Raw genomic sequence first — 25,412 nt, forward strand, 5'->3', positions numbered from 1 at the left:
GATGGTAGTGTGGGGTTACCCATGTGAGAGTAAGTCATCGCCAGCTCATTATTCCAAAATCCCCCTCCGCCAAGGCAGAGGGGGATTTTTTATGTGTGGTTTTTAGAAATAAGTCTTTTATTTTTGATTCTGATTTCTATATGCATTCATTTCCTATCGAGCTCCACGAACTTATTAATTTAAGTGTATAGAAGTATTTATCTGAAATCTTATTAAAGTCTTTTTAGAAGGATGATTCGCGTTAATATGACTAGTGTTATCCGGTCGATATAGTTTGATCTAAAAGATTTTACAGTTCTATCTTATAAATCCTAAAAAATAAAAAACCAGCGAATCGCTGGTTTTTTATGGCAGGGTATTTTTACCGAACACGCGTATCACAACTGTAGTTAATATTTTCTAAATATGCTTTCATAGCAGAAATTTCAATAGGTATTATTTAATAACTACTAATTATCAAAGCTTTACATCAAATAGCCTAAGCATTATTAATTTAATTAGCTTAAATCAGTAATTATAGAGAGTCTTTCAGCATTTTTTTATGCTGTTTTATTTGTTTGGCATAACGTTTACCTTGTTTACGCATTTTACGATTATTTTCATAACCCGATGGACCTACATTATAATAGGCAAGCGCTTTCTTCCAGTCACCGGATGATTGATTATATTTAGAAAGAATATATGTACCACATTGGATATTACTGCTTTCATTGTATAAATCACCTGGACAAGTTTGTTGCCAATATCTCGGAATCACTTGCATCAAGCCTACCGCACCTGCTGGCGAAGTTGCTTGGCTACGATAAGTAGATTCCTGACGAATCACAGCCGCCACTAGAAGTGGATCTACACCCTGATTTTGTGCATGTTGAACAATTAAAGGTGAAACACGATTAGCTGTACTGGATGGGGTGGAATAAGCAGTTTGAATGCCTTTAGACAGCTTAGCTGCGCGTTTTTCTACCGAGCCTCCGCCCAAGGATGAACAACCCGCAAAAAGAAAAGTGCTCAATAAAATAGAGGAAAATTTAAAAGATTGAGAATGAAATAGTGAACGTTTAGATTTAATTGGATTGAATAAATGAGAAACAAACAAACTGTGAATTCCATGCCTGAATAAACGTATTTCGATGTTAGGCAGCCTATATACAAGAGTCAAGCTTGCTGCTGATGAAAGCACTTTATTAATGTACAAACTTTATCTATCTACTAAAAAATCTCTAAGTTGAAAGATTTTTCAGCATCCAGATTTCACAGGCTTCACTATGTCCGGTATTGCCTTGAGGATGATCAAGATGCTGAAAACCTAATTTTTCATAGAGTTTCACCGCTTGCCAAAGCACTTTAGTTGTTTCTAGATAGACTGACTTAATCTGATGAGCCTGTGCGAATTCAAAAGATAATTCTAAAATTTTCTTGGCAAAACCCTGCTGACGAATTTCAGGTAAAAAGTACATTTTCTGAATTTCTAAAATAGTTGCATCACCTTTTAATAGCGCAACTCCACCACCACCGTAAATTTTATTTTGTTGATCCACAACAATCCAGTAAGCTGATTTCGTTTGCTGATAAACTTGATACAGTTCATCTAAAATAGAATCGCCTACCGCGAAACCAGATTCTGCTGCCAGTCCAAACTCTTGGGAAACACGACGAATAATGCTTGCAATTTGAGCATTATCTTCAGGCTGAATGGGACGAATATAGTACATATTGGTCTGATTTTATTTTGAAAAAACGATGAATTTTTATAACCTTAAATCCTTAAAAAATCCATCGTTTAATCAACTTAAGTAAGCTTAATTCGTTATTTAATGAGCAATCATTATTTTAATTCGCTCGATGATTTCCCTAATTCCCGACGGGCAATAATCAGTTGCTGAATTTGCTGGGTGCCTTCAAAAATATCCAGAATCTTGGAATCACGTGCCCATTTTTCCAAAAGTTCAGTTTCGTTATAACCAGTGGCTGCTGCAAGTTCGACACATTCTAAGGTAATTTCATTACCAATCCGACCGGCTTTGGCTTTGGCAATAGATGCTTCACGTGAATTTGGTTTGTGATTATCGGCCATCCAGGCGGCTTTCAGCATCAGCAAGCGTGCTGCTTCCCATTCAGCTTCCATATGATAGATTTGTGCTGCGATATTAGAGCTTTGTAAATACGGTGTGGCATAAGTGGAGTCCAGCTGATCCTTAAAAATCTCCTTGATGCGTTCCAGCGAGGCTTTCGCACAACCAATTGCCATGGCTGCAACCAGCGGGCGAGTATTATCAAAGGTTTCCATCACGCCAGCAAAGCCTTTAGCAACATCGATTTCTGCATGACCGAGCAGGTTTGCTGCAGGTACTCGACAGTTGATAAAGCTAATCGTGGCAGTATCGGATGATTTAATCCCTAATTTATGTTCCAGTCGTTCAACCTTCATTCCTGGAGTACCTTTAGTCACCACAAATGATTTAATGGCTGATCGTCCCAGTTTTTTATCCAAAGTTGCCCAAACGACTACTGCATCAGCACGTTCTCCGGATGTTACAAAAATTTTCTCGCCATTCAGAATATAGTCATCACCGTCTTTGGTCGCAGTGGTACGAATCGCAGCGGAATCTGAACCACAACCTGGCTCGGTAATCGCCATGGCTGCCCAAGTTCCATGAAAACGGTGCAATTGCTCCTCGTTGGCAACAGCTGCAATGGCTGAATTTCCTAATCCTTGGCGTGGCATCGAGAGTAATAAGCCAGTATCGCCATAACACATTTCAATAATACTCAGGGCGGTAGACATATTAATGCCATTTTTATTAGTCGTATCTGCATCGCCACGTTTATTGACTGCTGCACCAGCATTCATGCCTTCACTACCTTGGTTCATGCCATCGACAACAGAAGCGAGCATGTCTAGCTCTATCGGATAAGCATGTTCAGCCTTGTCATATTTACGTGAAATAGGGCGCAAAACATTGAGGGCAACTTCATGTGCTTGATCAATCAAAAGCTTAAATTTTTTTGGAGTTTGTAGATTCATTATTGTTCTTCTTTATGTTGTGATCAGGCATGCAAGCCAGAATGGAGAATGGCAGTGGCTCTCAGGTCTCTATACCAGCGTTCTACCGGATGTTCTTTGGTAAAACCATGACCACCCAAAATTTGTACACCATCGGTGCCGATTTTCATGGATTTTTCTGCACAGAGTAGACGTGCCAAATAAGCCTCACGATGAAAAGCTTGACCAGATTCAGCCAGGCTGGCGGCATTCAGGATCAGCATTTGCATCGCGTCAATTTCAATGGCCATATCGGCAATCATAAAGGCGACACCCTGACGATGGGAAATCGGTTCACCAAAGGCAATACGTTCATTGGCATATTGCACACAGTATTTTTTGACTGCTTCACAGGCGCCCACTGCCATCGCACACCACATCAGATTGCCCAAATCTACGAATGCACGATAATCAAAATCTTCATCACCCAGACGATGTGCCGGAGTATCTTCAAATTTGAGCGTAACGGTTTGAGTAGCTTTTAATCCCATAGCCGGCGATTTTTTTGCAGTAACCGTAATGTCGCGTTGCACCACAAAGACCTCAGCTTTTCCGTTTAGATCAGCACTGACCAGATAGAGATCGGCACTTTCTCCGAAGAGCACTAAGGTCTTTTGACCCCGAATCAGATAATGTCCCTGATCTGCAACAGCCTTGGTTCTAAGTTGCTCCGGGTTAAACGCTGCTGTTTCTTCCTGCACTGCAAAGGTGGCCTTTAACTCAGGATTCTCTGCGAAAGCGCCCAGATATTCTGACTGAATCTGCTCTGAGCCCCAGCGGGTAATGGCGTTAATGAAACTAAAAGTCGAAAGTAAGCCAGCCGTCAGACTGAAATCACCCTGAGCCAAATGTTGAGCGATTAAAATATTGCTGACAATATTCTGTTCCGATGCAACGCCCCCCAATGCTTCAGGCAGGGCATAGAAATTCAAGCCTAAATCAGTACTGTATTGCCAGAGTTCATGGGGGAATAGTTCATGCTGATCTGCATCATGCGCCAAGGGATATAGTACCTCTTGGGCAAATTGCTGCATGGCATTACAGGTCATTTGCTGTTCTTCAGTCAGGTTCAGATCAAATAAGGATTTAGACTGATGCGGCAGACGCTGTTTTTGAATCTTCTGGCCAGATTTCAGGATTTTCTGGGTTTGACTCAGTGTTTTGAATCCTGCTTTTGAACTTTGATAAAGTGATTTTTCGACAAATTTACGCAGTTTTAATTGATCTAATACTTCGCTGCCCGCGATTTTGGTCAGTATGGATAAGCCAAATCCTTGGGCTTTATTCACCATATTACTCATTCTGATTATCCTAAAGGTGTTGTCACGTTATTTTTTTAATACTGACATGTGCTCAGATATAAAACTATGTCGTAGGTGACAAGATTAATTGGCAATTTTTAGGTTTTTTGGATTGAAGGAAGGGATGAATAAATCAATGAAAATTAAAAGAAAGATAAAAATATAAAAAATCGTATATGTCTAAAAATTGACCCGAATGACAAAATCATCCAGGTCTTTTTGATGCAGGTTTTATTTTAAGAGAGATGATGTTTAATCATGGCACGCACATTGGTTTTGGCATCAATCACGGTCATAAAAGTATAGGCACCAATAAATTTACGGCTAATAAACATAAATTCTTTGGGTGGAACACTGAAATAACGTGAAGCCATAGATCTCGACGCCTGTTGCATCACACGGCTATGCAGCTGGCTTTTTTTCCAGTCATAGCGATTATGTTCATCCATGATGCCGGCTGGCAATTCCTGATTATTTAGCGGTGAACTAAACGCTTCGGTGGCCAGTAAAAAGACTTTGGCCATATCCGGTTTGATGCTTTGCGGAATCGAATCAAAAAACTCATAACCGGTCATCGCCTTGACCATCATATCCGAGTCATGATGATAGCCTGCCTGAATCAGGTTACGCGCAACACTGAGCAGATGCTGGTCAAACTGACGGATCGCGCCAAAGTCGAGCAGAATGATCTTGTCGTGCACATCTGTACCATTGCCCAGACGAACCAGATAATTACCAAAGTTCGGATCGGTTTGCATCTCGCCCCATTCGAAAATTTCACGTACTGCAATTTCCAGAGAGGCTTCCCCTAACTGGTTGCGGCGTTCTTGGGGCAGGGACAACATCACCGGGCTGTTGATCGGCACACCACGTTCAAAGGTCATGCACAGCACACGATCAGAGCAATATTCATTAATAATGGTCGGGACGATATAGCGAGGATCATCTTTTAAACGGGCAGCAAAACGACGCGTGGTATCTGCTTCAATCTGATAATTTACTTCACGATGCATCATTTCACGGACTTCATCGAACCATTGGTCGAATTCGCGGGTCTGCGGCACGATGCGGGTCAATTTCAGCATGTTTTTAAATAGGCTCATATCCGAATCAATGGCTTCTGCCACACCCGGATACTGAATTTTTAACACTAGTTCCATACCATCGGATTTTCGGGTAGCACGATGTACTTGTGCCAAAGAAGCTGTGCCCAAAGGTTCATGATCAATGGTTAGATCGTCGAGTTTAGAACCGAGTTGTTGCTGTAACTGGGTCTTGATGGCTGGCCATGCCAATGCTACCGTCTGATTGTTCAGGGTATTGAGGGCCTGAGTGACTTCTTCTGGCAGAAAATGCTCACCATACAGCGCCATCATCTGGCCAATTTTAACGATAGAACCTTTCAACTTGCCAATTTCTGCCACCAGATAATCGGCCTGTTCTTTCATGGCTTTTTTACGTTTCTTTTCTTTTTCTTCTTCGCTTGAGAACATGGAGCTTGCACTAGAAGCCGCCCAACGCGTGCCTGCCAGCAAGGATGCCTTTGCGATCGATAAGCGTCGATCCATAGAGGAGGTTTTCAGTTGTTTAAGCTTATCGTTCTGATCTGACATGTAAACTCGATCCTTTCATCATCAGCATGAAGCAGAATAAATCATTGTAAGGGATAGTAGCGTTTCTGCACGTATTAAAAAAGTTTAAGCCGCTGAATTCATAGTAAAAGCTAGGCAAGCTTTCATTTATTCACCAACTTGTATCAGTTTAGACAGGGCATTATGCTATTTGAAATTGGATTTTTAATTCGGATCGTTGTTGTAACTGTTGTTTATTTGTTTGAATATGTTGATGAATCAGGCGCTGTACGCTGTCATGCATGAAGCCCAAAGCATAGCCTTTTACAATCACAATACTTGGCAAGCCAAAAAACAGATATTTAGCATCGTCCAGTGTCGCATCGGTAAATACGCCATGCTGCATTAAGGTCGACTGCAAAAAAACCTTTTCTTGCTGCACCTGACCGGATGCTTGATCATTCCAGTAATTCTGGCGCATCGCCATAAGATTATTGTGCTTATAGCTCATAGATAGAGGCTCGTTTGAAGATTGAATATGAATTATATGAGGATCACAGGCCAACTTTCAATTGTGGAACTGTGGAATCTTCCTTTCCAAGAAATGCATAGGATTTTTGTCCGGACTGCGTTAATATCAGTGGATAATTTAAACAATATTGATTGTTAAACATTTATTAGGATTGTACCGCTTTCGGTAAAGGGGATGTTATGCGTCTTGCGTGGTTTTTAGTTGCAATTTTTGTGGGTACTTCCGCTCAAACACAGGCTGCTATGGGGTATTCCAAAGAATATTCACAATGTATGAATTTCAGTTATGGTAATACACCTAAAGCGGAAAAATGCCTGGAAAAAGAGCTGAAAGTTCACAATAAACGTCTGAAGAAAAACTATAAAACTTATCTTAAATTGAATCCGAATCAAACCGCCGCCATTCGCAGTCAGCATGTATTGTGGGAGCGTAAACTGGCCCAGCAATGTAATTTTAGAATGTCAGGAAAATATGCCAAACAGCAACAAGGGCAATGTATGCTGGCTTTGATTATGGATCAGGCCAATCTTTATCAATCCCGTTCTTATGCGTCCGGTTTTCGATAAGTCGTCATACCATTAACATAGATATTTAACAAAAACACCTCTGAATAAAGTAAACATTTATCTGCATAATCGCTCACAAAAACAGGAGTTTTATAATTTTTGTGAGCGTAGAGAATTCGTGTTTTTCATGCTTTTAGCATTATAAAAGCAGGCAAAACAGGGTATCATAAGGCGTTTAAAAAAATGACCTTGGAGACGCCTTAAGTGGATCGACCGACTATTAGCCCTGAACATATGCAGGAAGCCGCTGAAAATTTAACCACCATTCGTGATTTTATTCGTTTTGGTGTGACAGCATTACGTCAATACGATGCACATTTGGGCCAAGGCACAGAAGATTATTTTGCTGAAAGTTCAGCGCTAGTGTTGCAAACCCTGTCACTAGAATGGAAAGCGGACGCTGAAATTCTAGATGCCAAATTATTGCCAAGTGAAAAAGCCGAATTTTTAAGTCTGCTGGAACGCCGTATTAATGAAAAAGTTCCAACTTCATATTTATTGAATCTGGCTTACTTTGACGGCAAACCCTACTATGTCGATGAGCGTGTGCTGATTCCACGTTCACCGATTGCTGAACTGATTCAGAACCGTTTTGCCCCGTATTTCCTGGGTGAACATGGTCAAATGGGTGAAGCGGTTAATAACTTGCCGGAAAACCCGAATCCGAAGATACCACAACGCATTCTAGATATGTGTACCGGTTCCGGCTGTATCGCAATTGCCTTGGCTTATGCTTTCCCTGAAGCGGAAGTAGATGCGACTGATATTTCGAAAGAAGCCTTGGAAGTTGCGCAAATCAATACTGAGCATCATGACAAGCAATATCAGATCGCTTTGCTTGAATCAGATCTGTTTGAAAAAATTCCAGCTGAAAACCAATACGATTTAATCGTATCTAATCCGCCGTATGTCGATGCGGAAGATATGGCTGATTTGCCTGAGGAATTCCATCATGAGCCTGAGCTTGCACTTGCTGCAGGTCAGGACGGTCTGGATCTGGTGCGTAAAATGCTGGCTCAAGCAGCAGATTATCTGACTGAGAATGGCCTGATCGTGATCGAAGTGGGTAACTCAGAATGGGCGATGCGCCAAAACTTTAATTCGGTTGATTTCTACTGGTTACAATTCCAGAAAGGTGGTACGGGTATCTTTGCATTGACTGCAGAGCAATGCCGTACCTACCGTGATCTATTTATTCAGTCTATTGCATAAGGAGTCGTTTGACATGGCAGGTAATAGTATAGGGCAACTGTTCCGTGTAACGACTTGTGGTGAATCTCATGGTGTTGGCCTGATGGCCATCATCGATGGGGTTCCACCCGGCATTGAGCTGACTGAAGCTGATTTGCAAAAGGATCTGGACCGCCGTAAGCCGGGTACATCGAAATTTGCAACCCAGCGTAAAGAACCCGATGAAGTAGAAATTATTTCCGGTGTGTTTGAGGGTAAAACCACCGGTACTTCAATTGGTTTGTTAATTCGTAATACGGATCAAAAATCGAAAGACTACGGCAATATCGCACAAACTTTCCGCCCGGGTCATGCCGACTATACCTATACCCAAAAGTATGGTTTCCGTGATTACCGTGGTGGAGGCCGTTCAAGTGCGCGTGAAACGGCAATGCGTGTTGCTGCGGGTGCAATTGCCAAGAAATTCCTTTTTGAGAAATTTGGCATTGAGATTCGTGGTCATGTAACCCAGATCGGCACCGAAAAAACAGAGAAACTGGACTGGAACGAAGTTCCAAACAATCCGTTTTTCTGTGGCGATGTGGATGCAGTACCACGTTTTGAAGCGCTAGTGACGTCTTTGCGTGAGCAAGGTACCAGTTGTGGCGCTAAACTCGAGATCATTGCGTCTAAAGTGCCAGTGGGTTGGGGCGAGCCAGTCTTTGATCGTCTAGATGCTGACATTGCGCATGCCATGATGTCGATTAATGCCGTTAAAGGTGTCGAAATCGGTGATGGTTTTGGTGTCGCTGAACAGTTTGGTCATGAAAGCCGTGATGAACTCACCACAGAAGGCTTCCTGGCCAATCATGCTGGCGGTATTTTAGGTGGTATTTCTAGCGGTCAAGACATCCGTGTTGCGATTGCGTTGAAACCGACTGCATCTATCACCACGCCAGGTAAAACCATCAATATTGATCGTGAAGATACTGATGTGTTGACCAAAGGTCGTCATGATCCTTGCGTAGGTGTGCGTGCAACCCCGATTGCTGAAGCGATGCTGGCGATTGTGCTGATGGATCACTTCATGCGTCACCGTGCGCAAAATGCCGATGTTGTTGCGCCATTTGCACCGATTGAACCTAAATAATTTGCTTTAACTTTAAAGTGAAATTGTTTTAAAGTCAGACTCCGGTCTGACTTTTTTTATTTATAAAATGAATCACTATAAAAATATACGATTGGCGAGCAAGGCTGATGTTCAGCAACTTACTATGCTGATTAATACAGCTTATCGTACTCCGGGTGGATGGACGACTGAAGCAGGAATGATCCAGGGTGATCGTATTCAAGAAAAACAGTTATATGACTTGCTCAATTTAGAAAATTTTCAGCTGTTTGTGTTGGAAATTGATAATAAGCTTCTTGGTTGTATTGGCGTGAGCTTAGGGCAGCAAGTAGCAGAGATTGGAAGCTTTGCTGTTGCACCTGCTGAGCAAAACTCGGGTTATGGCAAGCAATTATTGGACTTTGCCGAATCCCATATTTTCGAAATATTTAAGAAGAACGTGATTCAGATGTCAGTGTTAAATGTTCGTACTGAACTGTTGGCATATTATCAGCGCCATGGCTATCAGCTGACTGAAAAGATTGAAGCATATCCACTGGGTCAAAAGCTCGGAGAACCTTTGATTCCGTTACATGTACTGATTTTAGAAAAAATCATCAGATCAATATGATTAGTTGGTGAAAATTCAAGCTTTTTGCTACTTAAATTGAGTGGTGAAAAAGCTCATCAATATGCTAAGTTTTCTGTTCAGTCTAAGCGGCTTAAGATTAGGCAGAAAACAGACCAGGATGTCACATGCTGCATATTATTTTAACTTCTTTATTTCCCCTCATCGGACTGATCAGCTTTGGTTATCTGCTTAAGCGTAGGCAATGGTTGAGTGATGATTTTTGGCGAGGCGCTGAAAAGTTAAATTATTATGCATTGTTTCCGGTAATGCTGTTTTTAAATCTGGCCACTGCCAAGATTCAAATGAATGTCATTCAGGATGTAGTACTGGTCGTATTTAGCATCATGGCTGTGGTCAGTATTGCGCTGTATATCTTGCGCCAAATTTACCGAATTTCCTATGCGCGTTTCGGCGTCTATGTTCAAGGTTTACTGCGCTTTAATACCTATATTGGCCTTGCTGCTGTCAGCGCCTTATTTCAGCAGCAGGGTATGACTATTTTCGCTGTGATCATGGTGCTGTGTATTCCTTTGGTGAATATCTTGTCAGTGCTGGCATTTACCCGTAGCCACGATATGCAGCTGAAAAAAATCATCCTGGATTTGTCTAAAAATCCATTAATTCTAGGCTGTATTGTGGGTGGTTTATTTAATCTTTCTGGTTTGTCACTCTGGACTGGAGCAGAGCAGTTTCTTAAACAGATTGCACTGTGCAGTTTGCCGCTCGGTTTGATGTGTGTGGGAGCAGCCTTACAGTTTCAGGGTTTTCAGCGTGATGTGTTGCCACTCAGCCTGATAACCTTTGGCCGCGTGTTCGGAATGCCGCTGATTGCATTTTTAGTGTGTAAAATTTTCCAGATTGATGCATTAACTACTCAGGTTTTGGTCTTGTTCTTTGCACTTCCTACCGCCTCAGCTTCGTATGTTTTAACCCGGGTATATGGCGGCGATAGCGAGTTAATGGCCAGTATTATCAGTGTACAAACAGTGGTCGCAGCAGTAAGCTTAGTACTGATGCTTTCTTGGCTTATCTAAAATTCTAAAATGGATAAGGAAAACTCTACATTTTGAATTATTAAAATAGCCTAAGCAAAAAAAAGGTTAAATTTTATTTAAGCGCCAAAATTAAATAAGTTCTGGAATTTTATAAAGGGTAGAACTTACTCGTTTTACTTACGGCAGAAAAATCTAAAAATTTAATATCTAGGCAATATCCTCTATCACACATGTATACTGTTAATTAAAAAAAAGAATCATGGATAAATTCACGTGAATTAACATAAATAAAAACTGTGTTTCTCCTAAAAATGGTATATAAATTGCTCATGATAATAAAACATTATTGCAGGAGAGAAATGCTTCTGCATTCGCCGAAGGAGCAAGGTCCCAGGAAACTCTCAGGCAAAAGGACTGTGATAATGGATAAAAACTCTGGAGAGAAGTGTTCAATCACTCACCGAAGGGGAAGGTGGCCGCATTGATGTGCAATGTATCTACCGAAGCTCTCAGGTACACATGACAGATGGGAAAAGACATCAATATAATCAAGGAGGTGTCTATGCGTCATGTCGTGGTGATTGGGGCCGGTATTACCGGAGTAACCACAGCTTATGAGCTGGCACAATCAGGCTATCAAGTGACTGTGGTTGATCGGCATCTTTATCCGGCAATGGAAACATCCTTTGCCAATGGCGGCCAGCTTTCTGCCTGTAATGCCGAAGTATGGAACCAGAAAGCCACGGTACTCAAAGGCATCAAATGGATGTCACAAAAAACCGCACCACTTTTGCTCAATCCTTCTTTCAGTGTGCATAAATACAGCTGGCTCATGGAATTTCTGGGCAATATCAAACATTATGAAGCCAATACCCGAGAGACTGTACGGCTGGCTTTACTGGCAAGAGCACGCTTATTTGAAATTGCCGAAACAGAAAATATTGATTTCAATTTAGAAAAACGCGGCATTTTACATTTTTATCATAACAAAACGGATTATGATGTTGCGATCAAAGTCAATGATCTGTTGTGTAGCGGTGGTCTGGAGCGCAATGCCATTTCCAATGCAGAAATCAAGCAGATCGAACCTGCATTAACTGGCGATTATTATGCAGGATTTTACTGTCAGAGCGATGCCACCGGGGATATTCATAAATTTAGTACCGGTTTGGCCAAAGCCTGTATGCAAAAAGGCGTGAAATTTGAGTTTGGTCAAGATGTTTTTGTTGTTGATCATCAGGCTCAGAATATTCGGGTTAAATACAAACCTAGTACTGAAAATGTCCATTCCTCTCCAGAGGATGTTCTGGAGATTAATGCAGATGCCATTGTGGTCTGTGCAGGGGTTGGCAGCTATCAATTGGCTGAAATACTTGGTGAACGAGTCAATGTCTATCCAGTCAAAGGCTACTCGATTACCGTGCAACTGAATGATGAGCAGAGCCAGAACAACGCACCTTGGGTCAGTCTGCTAGATGAAAGTGCGAAAATTGTCTTGTCACGCCTAGGCAAGGATCGTTTGCGTGTTGCAGGAACAGCCGAGTTTAATGGCTATAACCGGGATATTCGTGCTGACCGAATTCAACCTTTAATTGACTGGACCAATCGTAATTTTGACCTGTGTACTGAGCATGTTGTTCCGTGGGCAGGCTTACGCCCCATGATGCCAAATATGATGCCTGTGGTACGCCGTGGCAAACATGAGCGGGTCTTTTACAATACCGGACATGGTCATCTGGGCTGGACTTTATCAGCTGCAACGGCTGCGATGATTAGTCAGGAAATTGCGCAATACTATCCAGCTTAAATTGATAGCCCGCTTGCGGGCTATTTTTTACATCAAAGATATCATTTTATATAACAATAAATTTTAATATTTTTAAATTAAATCAATCATATAGTCGATAAATACCGGTAAATCGTTCACAGCCTTTCTGCTGGCTACTGACCGCTAAAATGGCTTTACTATAGTTAAACTCATAGCGGCAGTCATTTTCATTATCGGTGATCTGGTTTTTTGTCTCAGGCGTGGTATAGGCTAAAAAAGGAACGGTCTGCTTCTCGGTCCGGTTATTTGGATTACGATATGCCAGGCCTTCAATCTTGATCCGGTCTTTGGTCAGTTGATGAATCTTGAGATGCACGGGCTGCTTGGCGATTTGTCCCTGTTCAAACTTAATATAATGCTGGGTCAGACTTTGATTCAGTGAAATATAGACATTTAAATCATCTAAACGCCATTCAAACTGCTGTTTAAAACAGTCTAGCGTTTTGCATTGCTGTAAGCGGGTCGCCCATAGTTGTTGGCTATCTTGTAATAAACGCACAGGTGCATCAGTAATCAGAAAAGCAGTAAAGTATTGGTCTGTGAGTTTTTCACGAGATTCAGCCAGCGATGCTGAGCAGACTTTATTCATGGCAGCCGTTTTTTTGCTGTCATCGCTACAATCCATTGTGATCGCTGAGCTACCCGTAGAAATCGTCCCCAGACCGAGCATCAGGCCAATTATTTTCAACATATTTATATCAGTTTTCAGTAGCATGATCGCTTATACTTTCACTGTGTTACGCTTGGTCTAACTATAGCGAAATAGAAAGCAAGTGTACAAGATTTCAATGGGCTATTTCTAAAGGATGTATAAGGTGATCGCACAAATTCGTATTGGCCAGGGTCTGGATGTGCATGCATTTGAAGAAGGTGATTTTGTCACTCTGGCAGGCATTCAAATTCCGCATACTCACGGTCTGAAAGCACATTCGGATGGTGATGTAGTGCTGCATGCACTCTGTGATGCTTTGTTGGGTGCTTTGGCGCTCGGAGATATTGGCCAGCATTTCCCAGATACAGATCCTGAGTTTAAAGGTGCAGATAGTCGGGTATTACTCAAGCATGTTTATCAGCTAATTCTGGATCGTGGTTATCACCTGAATAATGCCGATATTACCGTGGCCTGTGAACGTCCAAAACTGGCGAAACACAATTTGGCCATGCGTCAAAGTATTGCAGATGTCTTGGATATTGATGTGACTCAAATCAGTATTAAAGCCACCACCACTGAACAGTTAGGTTTTACCGGTCGTCAGGAAGGCATTATGTCGATGGCAACCGTGTTATTGAGCCATAGTAAATAAAATCAGGCAAAATAATTTGGATTAATTAAGGAAAGTTCCAGTTCCTGCGTTGCTTTACGGCCTTGTAACTGTAGGGCAACTGCATGCATTAAACCAGTCCAGGTTTCATTTGGTTCCCAGATCTGATGCAAGTATTCTTGTGCTGTAGGTAGATCCATATCCATATAGTACTGACGATATAAGTACATCAGACAGCTGACATGGTAGTTTTGCGAACAATGTACCCAGACCATTTGCTCTTTTACCAGATGATCGATCAGATCCAGTACCAGCAGGCATTGATTGTCTGAAGGGGTTTCCCAGGAAATCGGAACCTGAATATAGTTCAGTCCCAGCTCAAGGCAAATTTTATCTTCATGCGGCAGATACTGTTCGCTATCGGTCAACGCCACATTGATGACTGTAGATACACCGTATTCTTTCATCAGCTGTAATTGGGTAGTGGTCGGTTGACCGGAGCTAAACAGATGTTCGTGTATGAACTGAAAATTCTCAATCTGGCTTAATGCCGTTTCAATATCATTCATCAGATAAATTTTCCTTGTTCTAGAAATGCAAACGCCATCTTGGCGATGGCGTTGGTCAGATCATTTAACGATTAGGTAAAATGTCTTTCAATGCCTCATGCATGTCGAGTAAAACTTTTTCAGTCGTTTCCCAGTCGATACAGCCATCCGTAACGGATTGACCGTATTCCATATCATTCAGGTTCGCCGGAATGTCCTGACGACCACCCTTAAGATGACTTTCTACCATAATACCAACAATTGACTTGTTTCCATCAAGAATTTGTTCGGAAATGTTTTTAAGTACAAGTGGTTGCAGGTACGGGTCTTTGTTAGAGTTGGCGTGGCTGGCATCAATCATGATCTTGGTGCTGACTTTGGCCTTGGCTAGAGCAGCTTCTGCATCGGCAACCGAGCCTGCATCGTAGTTCGGCTTGCCATTACCGCCACGCAGTACCACGTGAGCATAAGGATTGCCTGAAGTGCGAATCACAGCCACCTGGCCTTGATCATTCAGACCGAGGAAGCTGTGACCATGTTTCACAGATTGCATCGCATTGGTCGCGACCGTTAAACCGCCATCAGTACCATTTTTAAAGCCGACTGGTGAAGAAAGACCAGAAGACATTTCACGATGGGTCTGGCTTTCTGTGGTACGTGCACCAATTGCTGACCATGAAATCAGGTCTTGGTAATACTGTGGCGAGTTTGGATCAAGTGCTTCAGTGGCACATGGCAAGCCCATTTCATTCAGTTCAAGTAATAGCTTGCGACCGATACGCAGACCTTTTTCAATATTGAATGAATCATTCATGTCTGGGTCATTGATCAGGCCTTTCCAGCCTACGGTAGTCCGTGGTTTTTCAAAATAAACCCGCATCACGATGTATAAGCTGTCTTTAACTTTTTCGCTCAGTACTTTTAAGCGTTCAGCATATTCATGCGCCGCCGCCGGATCATGGATAGAACAAGGGCCAATTACAACGAACAGGCGTTTGTCTTCACCATCCAGAATTTTACGAATCGTTTCACGACCATGCAGTACGGTTTGATAAGCAGTTTCAGTCAACGGTAACTCTGCTTTAAGCTCAGCAGGGGTTACAAGAGGAATCATGCTGTGGATATTCACGTCATCAATATCTGATGCTGAAATAGGATTTGACTGTTGTGTATTCATTGCCGTCACTGGTTCGATCATACAAAAGGTTGTTTAATAGCCCGAATATAACATGAATGATGCGTCACTTTGTTATAAAAAAGATGAATACTTCTTTGAAAAAAAAGTGATGAATCGGATAGTTAACTTAAACGGACGGGGAATTTTGATTCACAATTATCATTGCTGTTTCAGCAGGTTGAGCCGGTTTTGATTTCACAGGATTAATCATGAAATTCACGCCCAGCGCAAATAGGGTAATACCTAAAATTTTGCGGATCAGTTTTTCCGGCATACGTGAGCTGAGTAAAGTGCCGACAATAATCGCCGGAATAGACCCCACCAATAACCACATGAGCAGCATGAAATCGACGTTGCCTGAAGACATATGACCTAGACCTGCGACCAGTGTCAGTAATACCGCGTGCACCACGTCAGAGCCAATAATACGAATCATCGGCAGATTCGGGAACATCACTACAAGTGCCATGATACCAAATGCACCGGCACCCACTGAAGATAGCGTGACAAATATGCCCAAGATAATGCCCATGATGATGATAGCAACGCGCTTTTCTTTGGCTTGCAGCTTCACTTTTTCCAGATCCTGCGTCATATCCGGTAGTTCTCGTTTTCTGTATTTATTAAAAAGATTTTCGATCTGGCTACGAAACAGAATGGATAAGCCGGTAATGGTTAGCATAAAGCCCAATACCATGGTCAGGACGGCCTTGTAATGCGTTGATTGGCTCAGATAGTTATCAAGAACCCAATGTGTTGCAAAAGATGCGGGAATACTGCCAACGGCCAGCCAGATCACAATCGGCCAGACAATATTCATTTTCTTGGCATGCACAAACGAGCCACAGAATTTAGAAATCGCGGCATAGAGCAGGTCAGTACCAATCGCGATATGCGGTTCAATCCGGAATAAACTGATAAGAATTGGCGTCATTAATGAACCGCCACCGACACCGGTGACACCTACACAAAAACCTACCAGAACGCCTGCTAAAATAAATTCAATCGGACCAAACATGCATATATGCCAAAATCAAAAAACGAGCATATCTTATGACTTTTGGATATAAGTCGTTGTCTTGATTATTGATTTACTTATGCATAAAAAAGATAAAGCTAGGTGAAGAATATTAGGTGATCTTTCATGTTTATTCACTGGGTTATGTATAAAGTGCGAATATAATGATTGATTTTAACTGTCCGATTTGACCCATTTCTGTCTAATTGAATGTACCTGTAAATGTCGATTTAATTCTTGTTATGCAAGCTCCCTTATTGACTAAGTTATTCTAAATGGTGAGTTTCTTAAAATGAGAAGCTGCTTAAGCTTCTTCCGGAATAGTTACAGGATTATGTTAGAATCCCGATTCAATAAATTTCCATGCGGATCTGAGAGGAAACCCACTTGCTAAATCGAAAGCTTAAAATTGGAATCGTGGTCGGTGAAGTCTCTGGAGATACGCTTGGCGCAAAATTGATTCGCCGTTTTCGTGAGCAAGGCATTGATGCTGAATTTGAAGGTATCGGTGGTCCACAAATGATCGCGGAAGGTTTTAAAAGCTATTATCCGATGGATATTCTGTCGGTGATGGGCATTGTCGAAGTTTTAAAAGATATTAAAAAACTGTTTGCTGTGCGGGATGGTCTGGTGGAAACCTGGACTAAAGATCCGGTCGATATTTTTATCGGGATTGATGCGCCTGATTTTAACCTGCGTTTGTCAAAAACCATTAAACAAAAACAGTTACCGATTAAAACCGTGCAATACGTCAGTCCTTCGGTCTGGGCATGGCGTCAAGGCCGTATACATGGCATTAAAGCCAGTATTGATCTGGTGCTGTGCCTGTTTCCATTTGAAAAAGCGTTCTTTAAAAAATGGGATGTTCCTGCAGCTTTTGTCGGACATCCGCTCGCTAGCCAATTGCCGCTTGAAAATCCAATTCTGGAGGCTCAGACAGAATTAGGCCTAGACCCAGATCAGAAATATATTGCATTATTACCGGGAAGCCGCCGTGGCGAGATTGAGCGTTTGGGACCTTTGGTTCTGGATGCAGCTAATATTCTGCATCACAAATATCCGGATTATACCTTTCTGATTCCTGCGATTAATGATGCACGCAAGCAGCAAATCGAAAGTTTACTGGCCACTTATCCTGAGAGCTTAAAAACCCAAATTCGCTTGATGGAAAATACCAGCGCTGAATCCAAAATTGGCCGTCAGGTCATGAATGCATCCAATATTATTGCACTGGCGTCTGGAACTGCAACGCTTGAAGCGATGTTGCTGCACCGTCCGATGGTGACTTTTTATAAATTGCACTGGCTGACCTATCGAATTGCCAAATTACTGGTAAAAATCCCATATTTTTCATTACCAAATATAATTGCTGGCAAAAAAGTGATTCAAGAACTCATCCAATCCGCTGCTACACCTGAAAATCTGGCAGCTGAAATTGAAAAACTGATGGATATTGAAGCAGCGCAGATTCAGGTTATGCAGCATATCACCATGCACAAGCAGCTACTTTCTGGCAATAGCGAAGATCCGGTCACAGCAGTATTGGCATTAGTCCAGTAATTTTAGTCTGGTAATAAAGACTGGTTCTTCTGACAATTCAGCCGGTATTGGGTCGGCGTCTGTTCAAACTGTTTTTTAAAACTTTGACTAAACGCCGTCTCGGATGAATAACCAACCAGATAAGCGATCTGCTGGATACCAAATCCACTATTTCTCAAATATTGCGCTGCCAGACGCAGGCGGTGCTGTTGCAGATAGGCAAAGGGCGGTTCACCGACAATCTGGGTAAATAACTAGGCGAATTTGGAACGTGACATATGACATTGTTCGGCCAGACTTTCTACAGTCCAGAATTGTTCAGGTTTGCCATGAATCGCTGCCAGTGCATTGGATAGTTCCGGATGCGAGAGCGCATTCAGCCAGCTCGAGGCATTTTCCAGGTTTAAAATATAATCACGTACGCATTCAATCAGTAAAATACTGACCAGATGATCCAGAATCTTGTCACGTCCGGGACGAAGCTGCTGGGTTTCCAGTGCCAGAAACTGCAAGCCAACCTGTAACCATTCTGGCGCCGTATCACCCAGAATATGTTGAATATGCAGGTATTTAGGTAATGCACTCAAAAGAGGTTTGGCCATCTGGATATCCAAGCTAGAACGAATAGCCAGTATGAAACTATGCTCCGCCGAATTTTCCCGATTGAGATCAATACATTGCTGTGCATTGCTCTGAAAATAAGGATTAATCGCATGGTGCTCAGAAAAATCGGCATTGTCTGGGCAGGAAACATGATGGGCAGAACCTGCAGGTAATAGCACCAGATCACCTTGCTGCAGCTCCAGCCGATCACCATTCATGAACTTTAATTGGGCCTGTCCCTGTAACAGGATATAGGCCAGCATAAAAGGCTCATGCTGATAATCAAAGCCACCTGGATGAAATACATTCAGATAAAGATATTCCGATTTTTCCAGATGAATATCATCAAAAATTTTACTTAAAGCATCCATGCCTAACTCTATTCTTCTGTTTTATTTCATTTAATTGACTATAAATTTTTTAACTTTGTGATTTTAGGCCAGAATTTGGCAGCATGTGCCAAAGACGCTGACATAGCTTTTCTGGAAGTTGAATACTGTTCGCGGCTGCTGAAATATTCAACTATAAGTGCAGAGTAACATAAAAAAGGAAGGTCGCAATGAATGCCCCTGCACAAATCCAGAAAGCGCAGTTTACGCAGGAAGCGTCGGCACTAAAAGGTGTAAAGCTGGATAAAAAACGTTTTGGCTGGTTGCTCAGCCCAGGTCTGCCTGTGATCGGAATGGGAATTCTGGCCGGTTATCATTTTGGTCCTAAAGCCACTCAAAAAGTCTTTGCGATGGGCGGGCCTTTATTATTGCATGTCATCATTCCGACATTGGATGCTCTGATTGGCGATGATGCCAATAACCCAAATGATGAGCAGATCAAGGCACTGGTTAACGATCCTTATTATGACCGCATTGTAAAAACATTTATTCCCTTACAAATGGCAGCCAATGCCTTTGCTGGCTATGTCGTAAGTCGCCCAAATATGTCTTTGCTAGATCAGGTATTGCTGGGAGTTTCTATGGGTGCGATTAATGGTGTGGGGGTGAATACCGCACATGAACTCAGCCATCGTCCACAGAAAAAAGACCATTACTGGTCTCATGCCAGCCTGATGCCTTTGGGCTATAACCATTTCCGAATCGAACATCCTTATGGACACCATAAACGGGTGGCGACACCAGAAGATCCGGCATCTTCAAAAATGGGTGAATCTTTTTACCGTTTCTGGCCACGTACCGTAATAGGCGGATTAAAATCTGCAATCCAGATTGAAAAAAGACGGCTCGAGCGTAAGGGACTGAAATTCTTTAATCAGGAAAATGAGCTGTTTCATGGTTGGGCCATGAGTGCCGGCTATCATGCCTTGATGCTAAAGGCGTATGGCAAGAAAATTATTCCTTATACACTGACACAGGCATTTTATGGCGTTAGCCTGTTTGAGATTGTGAATTATATCGAGCACTACGGACTGAAACGTGGACAGAAAGCGGATGGCAGTTATGAGCGAACCTTGCCGGAACATAGCTGGAATAACAACAATATCGTAACTAATCTGTTTTTGTATCAGTTACAACGCCATTCTGATCATCATGCTTTTCCAAGCCGTCCATTTCAGGCGTTGCGGCATTTTGATGAAGCGCCAGAATTACCCAGCGGTTATGCAACCATGCTGATTCCAGCCTTGATTCCACCTTTATGGTACAAAATCATGGATCAGCGGGTATATCAGCACTATCAGGGCGATTTAAGTAAGGCTAATATCTTGCCTTCCAAGCGTGCCAAGCTATTTAAAAAATTTGGTGTAAATAACTCTACAGCTTAATGAATTACAAAATAAAAATGCGCCGATAAAGGCGCATTTTTTGATTAATTCTGCCTAGAACCAGTCGGCTTGCATATTCAGGCAAGTATCATCCAGATGCATCAGTAATTTGGCCTGATGTTCAATTTCAGGGAGTTCCCAGCGAATAAAATATTGAGCTGCCTGAATTTTCCCTGCCAGAAAAGTCTGATCTTCTGCCTGCGAAGATGTGCCAAACTTGAGTTGAGCCTGATTCGCCATTTCCAGCCATAGCCAGGCTAGGATGGTCTTACCCATCATATCCAGATACAGGCCTGAATTGGCCAAAGCTTCGCTGACTTTGCCTTGATGCAAGGCCTGGCCTAAAATCTGTGTAGTCTTTTGCACAGTGGCAAGATGCTGTTTATAGATCTTTGCGAGTTCCACTATCTTAGGTTCATGAATCTCTGACAAGGTCTTCTGGATGCGCTGCATGAGCAGATTGAGCCCTTTGCCATTATGCTGCCAGAGTTTACGTCCCAGCAGATCCAGAGATTGAATGCCGTAAGTTCCTTCATGAATCGGATTGAGCCGGTTATCACGGTAACATTGCTCCACCGGATATTCACGAGTATAACCCGCGCCGCCCAGGACCTGAATAGCCAGATCATTGGCTTTCGGACCATAGGCAGAAGGGAAAGATTTGACCACCGGGGTGATGAGATCAAGCAGAATTGCACTATCTTCATCTTGAGCTGCCTGAAGTTCATCAATTAATCGGGCTGCAAATAAGCAAAGTGCCAGCGAACCTTCTACATATGACTTTTGCGCCAGTAGCATGCGTTTGACATCGGTATGTTCAATGATATTCACCGGTTTGGAGTCAGGTGTTTTTTCATGAACTGGCCGGCCTTGCGGACGGTTTTTAGCATAATCCAGAGATTCCAGATAGCCACGATAACCAATCATGGCTGCGCCCAGACCGACACCCACACGTGCTTCATTCATCATCTTGAACATATATTTTAAGCCATGACCGGGTTCACCAATTAAATAGCCTAAGCAATTATCATTTTCTCCAAAGCTTAAAACTGTAGATGTAGTACCTCGATAGCCCATTTTGTGCAGTAAGCCAGCCAGCTGTACATCATTAGCTTCACCGAGTGAACCATCCTCGTTGGTTTTGAATTTTGGTACGATAAACAGGGAAATTCCTTTCACGCCTTGCGGCGCATCCTGAATCCGCGCCAAGACCAGATGCACAATATTTTCGGTAATGTCCTGATCGCCACCCGAAATAAACATTTTCTGGCCTTTAATTTTATAAATTCCATCTGCCTGAGGAATGGCTTTAGTGGTCAGATCGCCCAAAGAGGAACCTACATTCGGCTCTGTCATGGCCATGGTGCCAGCAAAGCGGCCACTCAACATATGCGGTAGGAATATTTGCTTTTGTTTTGGGGAGGCAAAAGCCTGTATCAGGTTCGCCGCAGCGGCCGTTAGAAAAGAATAAGCCACGGTGGACGGATTGGCCGACATAAAATAAGCATTGCAGGCCATATTCACCAAAGTGGGCAGTTGCATGCCACCATCTGCATAATCATGCTGGGCGCAAAGCAGGCCGGCATCGGCAAACTGTTGCCAGGCTGTCTTCACTTCATCAATGGTTTTGACCTGTTTGCCATCAAAGTTCGGTTCTTGTTGATCAGCTTTGGCATTATGCGGCGCAAAATAATCGGTCGCGATACCTTTTGCCGTTTCCAGAATACTGTCGAAAGTATTTTTGTCATGATCCTGATAGCGTTGCAGTTTAGTCAGCGCTTCAAGTTTGAATACGTCATAAAGCTGGAAATGCAGATCTTTATCATTAATCAGTTGGGTCACGGTACTGTCCTGAATGTGCAATCCTTGAGATAGCATCAAGACTAGCAGTTGCTTTTATTGAGGAGGATTGTCAATAATGACATGAATCGGGTGAAAAGTGACAAATAAAAAAATATGCAAGATGTGGTGATTTTAGGCTTTGATGGGGCACTGGCTTCGGCCATTACGGGCGTGGTCGATTTATTTGCCATGGCTGGCGTAAGCTGGAACCGGATCCAGCAGCAGGATGTACAGCGCCTGTTTAAGGTGAGTATCGCCAGTCCGGATGGACACCCGATTCGGTGTATCAATGGGCTGCAGTTGCAGGCACATGTTTCTTATCAAGAGATTCAAACTGCAGATATTCTGGTGGTACCGACCATCGCTGCACCAATTCAGGATGTATTGCAACAAAATCCAGAACTGATTCATTTTTTAAAATCTGCACATGCAGATGCGACTTTAATTGCAGGAAACTGTACCGGAAATTTTTTTCTGGCAGAAGCAGGCATTTTAGATGACCGAGTTGCAACAACGCATTGGGGTTTTCAGGAAATGTTCCGTTCACGTTATCCTAAGGTGAAACTGAATGCCGATCTGATGATTAGCCGGGATCAGAATATCTATTGTGCGGGTGGAGGCCTGGCCTGGTTTGACCTGGGTTTGCATCTGATTGAGCGCTTGTATGGCTTTGAGGTGGCCATGCAATCGGCTAAATCTTTCGTAATTGATTACCGCCGTGATAGCCAGTTGTCTTATTCATTGCTGAATATTGGCCGGCCGCACCATGATGAACTGGTACAAAAAATCCAGAACTGGCTAGAGCAGCATTTTCATGAAGATTTTAGTTTGAACCAGCTGGCAGAGCAGTTTAATGTGACTGGCCGGACCCTGATTCGACGCTTTAAACAAGCCTTAGACATACCGCCCAATCAGTATCTACAAGCGATCCGGATTGAGGCTGCCCGTAAACGACTGGAAGAAACCGATCAAGCTGTGGATGTGATCATGCAAAATGTCGGCTATCAGGATCCAAGTTCATTCCGCCGTTTATTTCATAAAAAAACCGGTCTGACGCCGTTGGAATATCGGCGCCGGTTTAGTCGGCGCTTTTAAAAGCTTTTAATGAGAAGGCTGTACTTTTCCTGCTTTACGGCCATGCAGAAGGTAATACCAAACCAGGCAGCTCAGGGTGAGCAGCGCCGAGAACAGATAAAGCTGACGATAACCAATCTGATCCAGCAGCATACCCAGGAAATAAGGGCCAAAACCAAGACCGGCATCCAGGGCAATAAAGAAGGTTGAGGTAGCAAGCCCCATACGCTGCAATGTCGTACTTTTCACCGCAATGGTTTGACACACTGACTGGATATTACCAAAACCAAAACCAAGCAAGGCAGCACTGGCAAGTAACATCACAGAGTTTTGCGCCTGACTGAGGAGCAATATCCCCAGCGCCATAATCACAATGGCAGGATAGATAATGATATTTTCACCTTTACGGTCCATTAAAGGGCCAGTAAAAGGACGGGATAGTAGAATGGCAAAGGCATACATCAGAAAGAAAAAAGATGCTGCTTCGACCAGATTGATTTCTTTGGCATAAAAGTGAATAAACGATAATATGCCTGAATAAGAAGTAGCCACCAGCAGAACAATCAGTGCAATCGGTAGGGCATTCGGTTCAATATACTGAGCCAGTTTGCTGGTGCTTTGCGGAGTAGAGACTGCTGACGAATGACTTGCCTTAAGGCGTGGTGGCTGGATAAATAGCCCACAGATCAGGCAGCTGAGCGCAACAATACTGGTAAAGATGAAAATTACCTGATAATTAAAATTTGTCATCAGCCAGATTCCGACAAAGGGACCAATCGCTGTGCCAAGGGTGCTGCTCATGCTGAAATATCCAATTCCTTCACCACGCCGTGTGGCAGGAATGGTCTGTGCAATCACTGTACCCAGTACAGTAGAAGCCATACCCATCATAAAACCGTGTATTAGGCGGATACCCAATAAAACTTCCAGCTTGGCCGGAATCATATACAGTCCGGAAAAGAGCAGAAAGCCAGTCAGGCCAATGACAAGCGTATTTTTCAAACCCAGCCGATTCAGTAATTTTCCGATCAATAATCGTCCAAATAACGTACCCACAATAAACAGACCGGATACCAGACCGGCTTGAGCAGTCGACGCACCTAACTCAGCAACCGAGTAGCCGACAATCACAATCACCAGCAAGTAGAACACCAGAACCAACTGGAAATTCACCAGACTGATCAGGATAAAATTGGGCGTCCATAAAGGCGTTTCTTGTTCTTGGCTCATTGAGGTCTGTCCTGAGATGAGGGATGTAACTGCTGAATGAGTTGCATTAAGGTATTTTTACTGCCTTCAAGATCATCTGATTCAATGTGCTCAAGCAACTGATCTTCAAATGCATCGATCTGTTTGGAACACATCGCAAAGGTCTCAATTCCTTGCTCACTCAACTTGAACAGCTTTTGACGTTTGTCTTCAGTTTCGAGTTGGGCAATCAGATCGAGTTCAACCAGTTGCTGAATCCGCTTAGTAATACCGGGCTTGGATACATTGAGATAACTGGAAATATCTACCAGCGTGCATTGTTGCTTTGACTGGATGACGTATAACACCTGCCATAAGGAATAATTTAATTGAGATGACAACAAGATCGTATTGATCTCATCGCTCATCAGTCGTGCGCAGCGTAATAACAGCGTACGAAGTCGGGGAGATTCGGAAAACATATGGTTAGTTAACCTGGGTAACTAAATTTAGGCCTAATTTACGCCTGTTTTATCTAAAGCTCAAGAGAAGACTTTTAAAAATTATTGAGAGCAATATTTTCTCTGCTAGCAGCACTTACACAGTTTAACCTGATTAAAAAATAATCAACAAAAGACTACA

At 42.7% G+C, this 25,412-nt stretch carries 23 protein-coding genes, 1 pseudogene and 1 riboswitch; of the genes and pseudogenes, 10 read left to right on the top strand and 14 right to left on the bottom strand.

The features are described 5' to 3' along the window. Positions 1 to 514: 514 nt before the first annotated feature. The 6 genes from NI465_RS13430 to NI465_RS13455 all read right to left on the bottom strand — a co-directional run bounded on the left by NI465_RS13430 (position 515) and on the right by NI465_RS13455 (position 6,426). Positions 515 to 1,096 carry a lytic transglycosylase domain-containing protein gene (locus NI465_RS13430; RefSeq protein ID WP_253145678.1) on the bottom strand — a complete coding sequence of 194 codons (582 nt, stop codon included), beginning with the start codon at positions 1,094 to 1,096 and terminating at the stop codon, positions 515 to 517. A 124-nt stretch (positions 1,097 to 1,220) separates the two neighbouring features. Then, positions 1,221 to 1,712, bottom strand: coding sequence for a GNAT family N-acetyltransferase (locus NI465_RS13435; protein ID WP_005252011.1), 492 nt, complete (start codon positions 1,710 to 1,712; stop codon positions 1,221 to 1,223). 113 nt (positions 1,713 to 1,825) lie between these two features. Continuing rightward, positions 1,826 to 3,025 carry an acyl-CoA dehydrogenase family protein gene (locus NI465_RS13440; RefSeq protein WP_253145680.1) on the bottom strand — a complete coding sequence of 400 codons (1,200 nt, stop codon included), beginning with the start codon at positions 3,023 to 3,025 and terminating at the stop codon, positions 1,826 to 1,828. A 23-nt stretch (positions 3,026 to 3,048) separates the two neighbouring features. Next, positions 3,049 to 4,335 carry an acyl-CoA dehydrogenase family protein gene (locus NI465_RS13445; protein WP_253145700.1) on the bottom strand — a complete coding sequence of 429 codons (1,287 nt, stop codon included), beginning with the start codon at positions 4,333 to 4,335 and terminating at the stop codon, positions 3,049 to 3,051. A 245-nt stretch (positions 4,336 to 4,580) separates the two neighbouring features. Further along, positions 4,581 to 5,957, bottom strand: a complete 1,377-nt coding sequence (locus tag NI465_RS13450) for an ABC1 kinase family protein (protein WP_121979897.1) — start codon at positions 5,955 to 5,957, stop codon at positions 4,581 to 4,583. A 160-nt stretch (positions 5,958 to 6,117) separates the two neighbouring features. Beyond that, entirely contained in the window at positions 6,118 to 6,426 is a 309-nt protein-coding gene (locus NI465_RS13455; RefSeq protein ID WP_253145682.1) for a hypothetical protein, read from the bottom strand. Positions 6,427 to 6,626: 200 nt separating this feature from the next. Here NI465_RS13455 and NI465_RS13460 point away from each other — a divergent pair, with 200 nt between their 5' ends. The 6 genes from NI465_RS13460 to NI465_RS13485 all read left to right on the top strand — a co-directional run bounded on the left by NI465_RS13460 (position 6,627) and on the right by NI465_RS13485 (position 12,724). Continuing rightward, positions 6,627 to 7,013, top strand: a complete 387-nt coding sequence (locus NI465_RS13460; RefSeq protein WP_253145683.1) for a DUF1311 domain-containing protein — start codon at positions 6,627 to 6,629, stop codon at positions 7,011 to 7,013. A gap of 204 nt (positions 7,014 to 7,217) precedes the next feature. Beyond that, a complete protein-coding gene (gene prmB / locus NI465_RS13465; protein WP_180087545.1) occupies positions 7,218 to 8,225 on the top strand; it encodes a 50S ribosomal protein L3 N(5)-glutamine methyltransferase in 1,008 nt (335 codons plus the stop codon). A gap of 13 nt (positions 8,226 to 8,238) precedes the next feature. Further along, positions 8,239 to 9,333, top strand: a complete 1,095-nt coding sequence (gene aroC, locus NI465_RS13470; protein WP_180087544.1) for a chorismate synthase — start codon at positions 8,239 to 8,241, stop codon at positions 9,331 to 9,333. Positions 9,334 to 9,400: 67 nt separating this feature from the next. Continuing rightward, positions 9,401 to 9,922, top strand: a complete 522-nt coding sequence (locus NI465_RS13475) for a GNAT family N-acetyltransferase (protein WP_354270346.1) — start codon at positions 9,401 to 9,403, stop codon at positions 9,920 to 9,922. A 125-nt stretch (positions 9,923 to 10,047) separates the two neighbouring features. Beyond that, positions 10,048 to 10,956 carry an AEC family transporter gene (locus NI465_RS13480; protein ID WP_180087542.1) on the top strand — a complete coding sequence of 303 codons (909 nt, stop codon included), beginning with the start codon at positions 10,048 to 10,050 and terminating at the stop codon, positions 10,954 to 10,956. Between the two features lie 300 nt (positions 10,957 to 11,256). Continuing rightward, positions 11,257 to 11,344, top strand: a riboswitch (glycine riboswitch). 135 nt (positions 11,345 to 11,479) lie between these two features. Continuing rightward, the gene (locus NI465_RS13485; RefSeq protein WP_253145685.1) at positions 11,480 to 12,724 is read left to right on the top strand and encodes a D-amino acid dehydrogenase; all 1,245 of its coding nucleotides are present in this window, start codon (positions 11,480 to 11,482) and stop codon (positions 12,722 to 12,724) included. A gap of 82 nt (positions 12,725 to 12,806) precedes the next feature. Here NI465_RS13485 and NI465_RS13490 read toward each other — a convergent pair whose 3' ends face one another. Further along, positions 12,807 to 13,460 (bottom strand): A1S_1983 family putative colistin resistance protein, encoded by a 654-nt coding sequence (locus NI465_RS13490; RefSeq protein ID WP_005266266.1) that lies wholly within the window; start codon positions 13,458 to 13,460, stop codon positions 12,807 to 12,809. 100 nt (positions 13,461 to 13,560) lie between these two features. Here NI465_RS13490 and ispF point away from each other — a divergent pair, with 100 nt between their 5' ends. Continuing rightward, complete coding sequence (gene ispF / locus NI465_RS13495; RefSeq protein WP_005266267.1) at positions 13,561 to 14,049, top strand: 2-C-methyl-D-erythritol 2,4-cyclodiphosphate synthase; 489 nt, start codon at positions 13,561 to 13,563, stop codon at positions 14,047 to 14,049. A 2-nt stretch (positions 14,050 to 14,051) separates the two neighbouring features. Here the strand turns inward: ispF and NI465_RS13500 are convergent, their stop codons facing one another. The 3 genes from NI465_RS13500 to NI465_RS13510 form a co-directional block, all read right to left on the bottom strand. Continuing rightward, complete coding sequence (locus NI465_RS13500) at positions 14,052 to 14,576, bottom strand: protein tyrosine phosphatase family protein (protein WP_005251987.1); 525 nt, start codon at positions 14,574 to 14,576, stop codon at positions 14,052 to 14,054. Between the two features lie 64 nt (positions 14,577 to 14,640). Beyond that, positions 14,641 to 15,732: a 3-deoxy-7-phosphoheptulonate synthase gene (locus tag NI465_RS13505; RefSeq protein WP_174766804.1), complete on the bottom strand. Its 1,092-nt coding sequence runs from the start codon at positions 15,730 to 15,732 to the stop codon at positions 14,641 to 14,643. Between the two features lie 127 nt (positions 15,733 to 15,859). Then, positions 15,860 to 16,750, bottom strand: coding sequence for a sulfite exporter TauE/SafE family protein (locus NI465_RS13510; RefSeq protein ID WP_253145686.1), 891 nt, complete (start codon positions 16,748 to 16,750; stop codon positions 15,860 to 15,862). Positions 16,751 to 17,137: 387 nt separating this feature from the next. Between NI465_RS13510 and lpxB the strand changes: the two genes are divergently transcribed. Beyond that, entirely contained in the window at positions 17,138 to 18,310 is a 1,173-nt protein-coding gene (lpxB, locus tag NI465_RS13515; RefSeq protein ID WP_180087540.1) for a lipid-A-disaccharide synthase, read from the top strand. Between the two features lie 2 nt (positions 18,311 to 18,312). Here lpxB and NI465_RS13520 read toward each other — a convergent pair. Next, positions 18,313 to 19,263: pseudogene (locus NI465_RS13520) on the bottom strand (helix-turn-helix transcriptional regulator). 188 nt (positions 19,264 to 19,451) lie between these two features. On the opposite strand from NI465_RS13520, the gene NI465_RS13525 reads away from it, so the two are divergent. After that, positions 19,452 to 20,666 (top strand): alkane 1-monooxygenase, encoded by a 1,215-nt coding sequence (locus tag NI465_RS13525; protein ID WP_180087538.1) that lies wholly within the window; start codon positions 19,452 to 19,454, stop codon positions 20,664 to 20,666. 54 nt (positions 20,667 to 20,720) lie between these two features. On the opposite strand, the gene NI465_RS13530 is transcribed toward NI465_RS13525, so the two are convergent. Continuing rightward, positions 20,721 to 22,544 (bottom strand): acyl-CoA dehydrogenase, encoded by a 1,824-nt coding sequence (locus tag NI465_RS13530; protein WP_191112273.1) that lies wholly within the window; start codon positions 22,542 to 22,544, stop codon positions 20,721 to 20,723. Positions 22,545 to 22,622: 78 nt separating this feature from the next. On the opposite strand from NI465_RS13530, the gene NI465_RS13535 reads away from it, so the two are divergent. After that, complete coding sequence (locus NI465_RS13535; protein ID WP_071850095.1) at positions 22,623 to 23,603, top strand: GlxA family transcriptional regulator; 981 nt, start codon at positions 22,623 to 22,625, stop codon at positions 23,601 to 23,603. Between the two features lie 6 nt (positions 23,604 to 23,609). Here NI465_RS13535 and NI465_RS13540 read toward each other — a convergent pair whose 3' ends face one another. After that, positions 23,610 to 24,812, bottom strand: a complete 1,203-nt coding sequence (locus NI465_RS13540) for an MFS transporter (RefSeq protein WP_224216616.1) — start codon at positions 24,810 to 24,812, stop codon at positions 23,610 to 23,612. After that, positions 24,809 to 25,252, bottom strand: a complete 444-nt coding sequence (locus tag NI465_RS13545) for a MarR family winged helix-turn-helix transcriptional regulator (RefSeq protein WP_224216617.1) — start codon at positions 25,250 to 25,252, stop codon at positions 24,809 to 24,811. The genes NI465_RS13540 and NI465_RS13545 overlap by 4 nt, the downstream gene beginning before the upstream one ends. Between the last annotated feature and the right edge of the window lie 160 nt (positions 25,253 to 25,412).

It is taken from the genome of Acinetobacter lwoffii, assembly GCF_024129855.1.
Taxonomy (GTDB): Bacteria; Pseudomonadota; Gammaproteobacteria; order Pseudomonadales; family Moraxellaceae; genus Acinetobacter; species Acinetobacter lwoffii_L.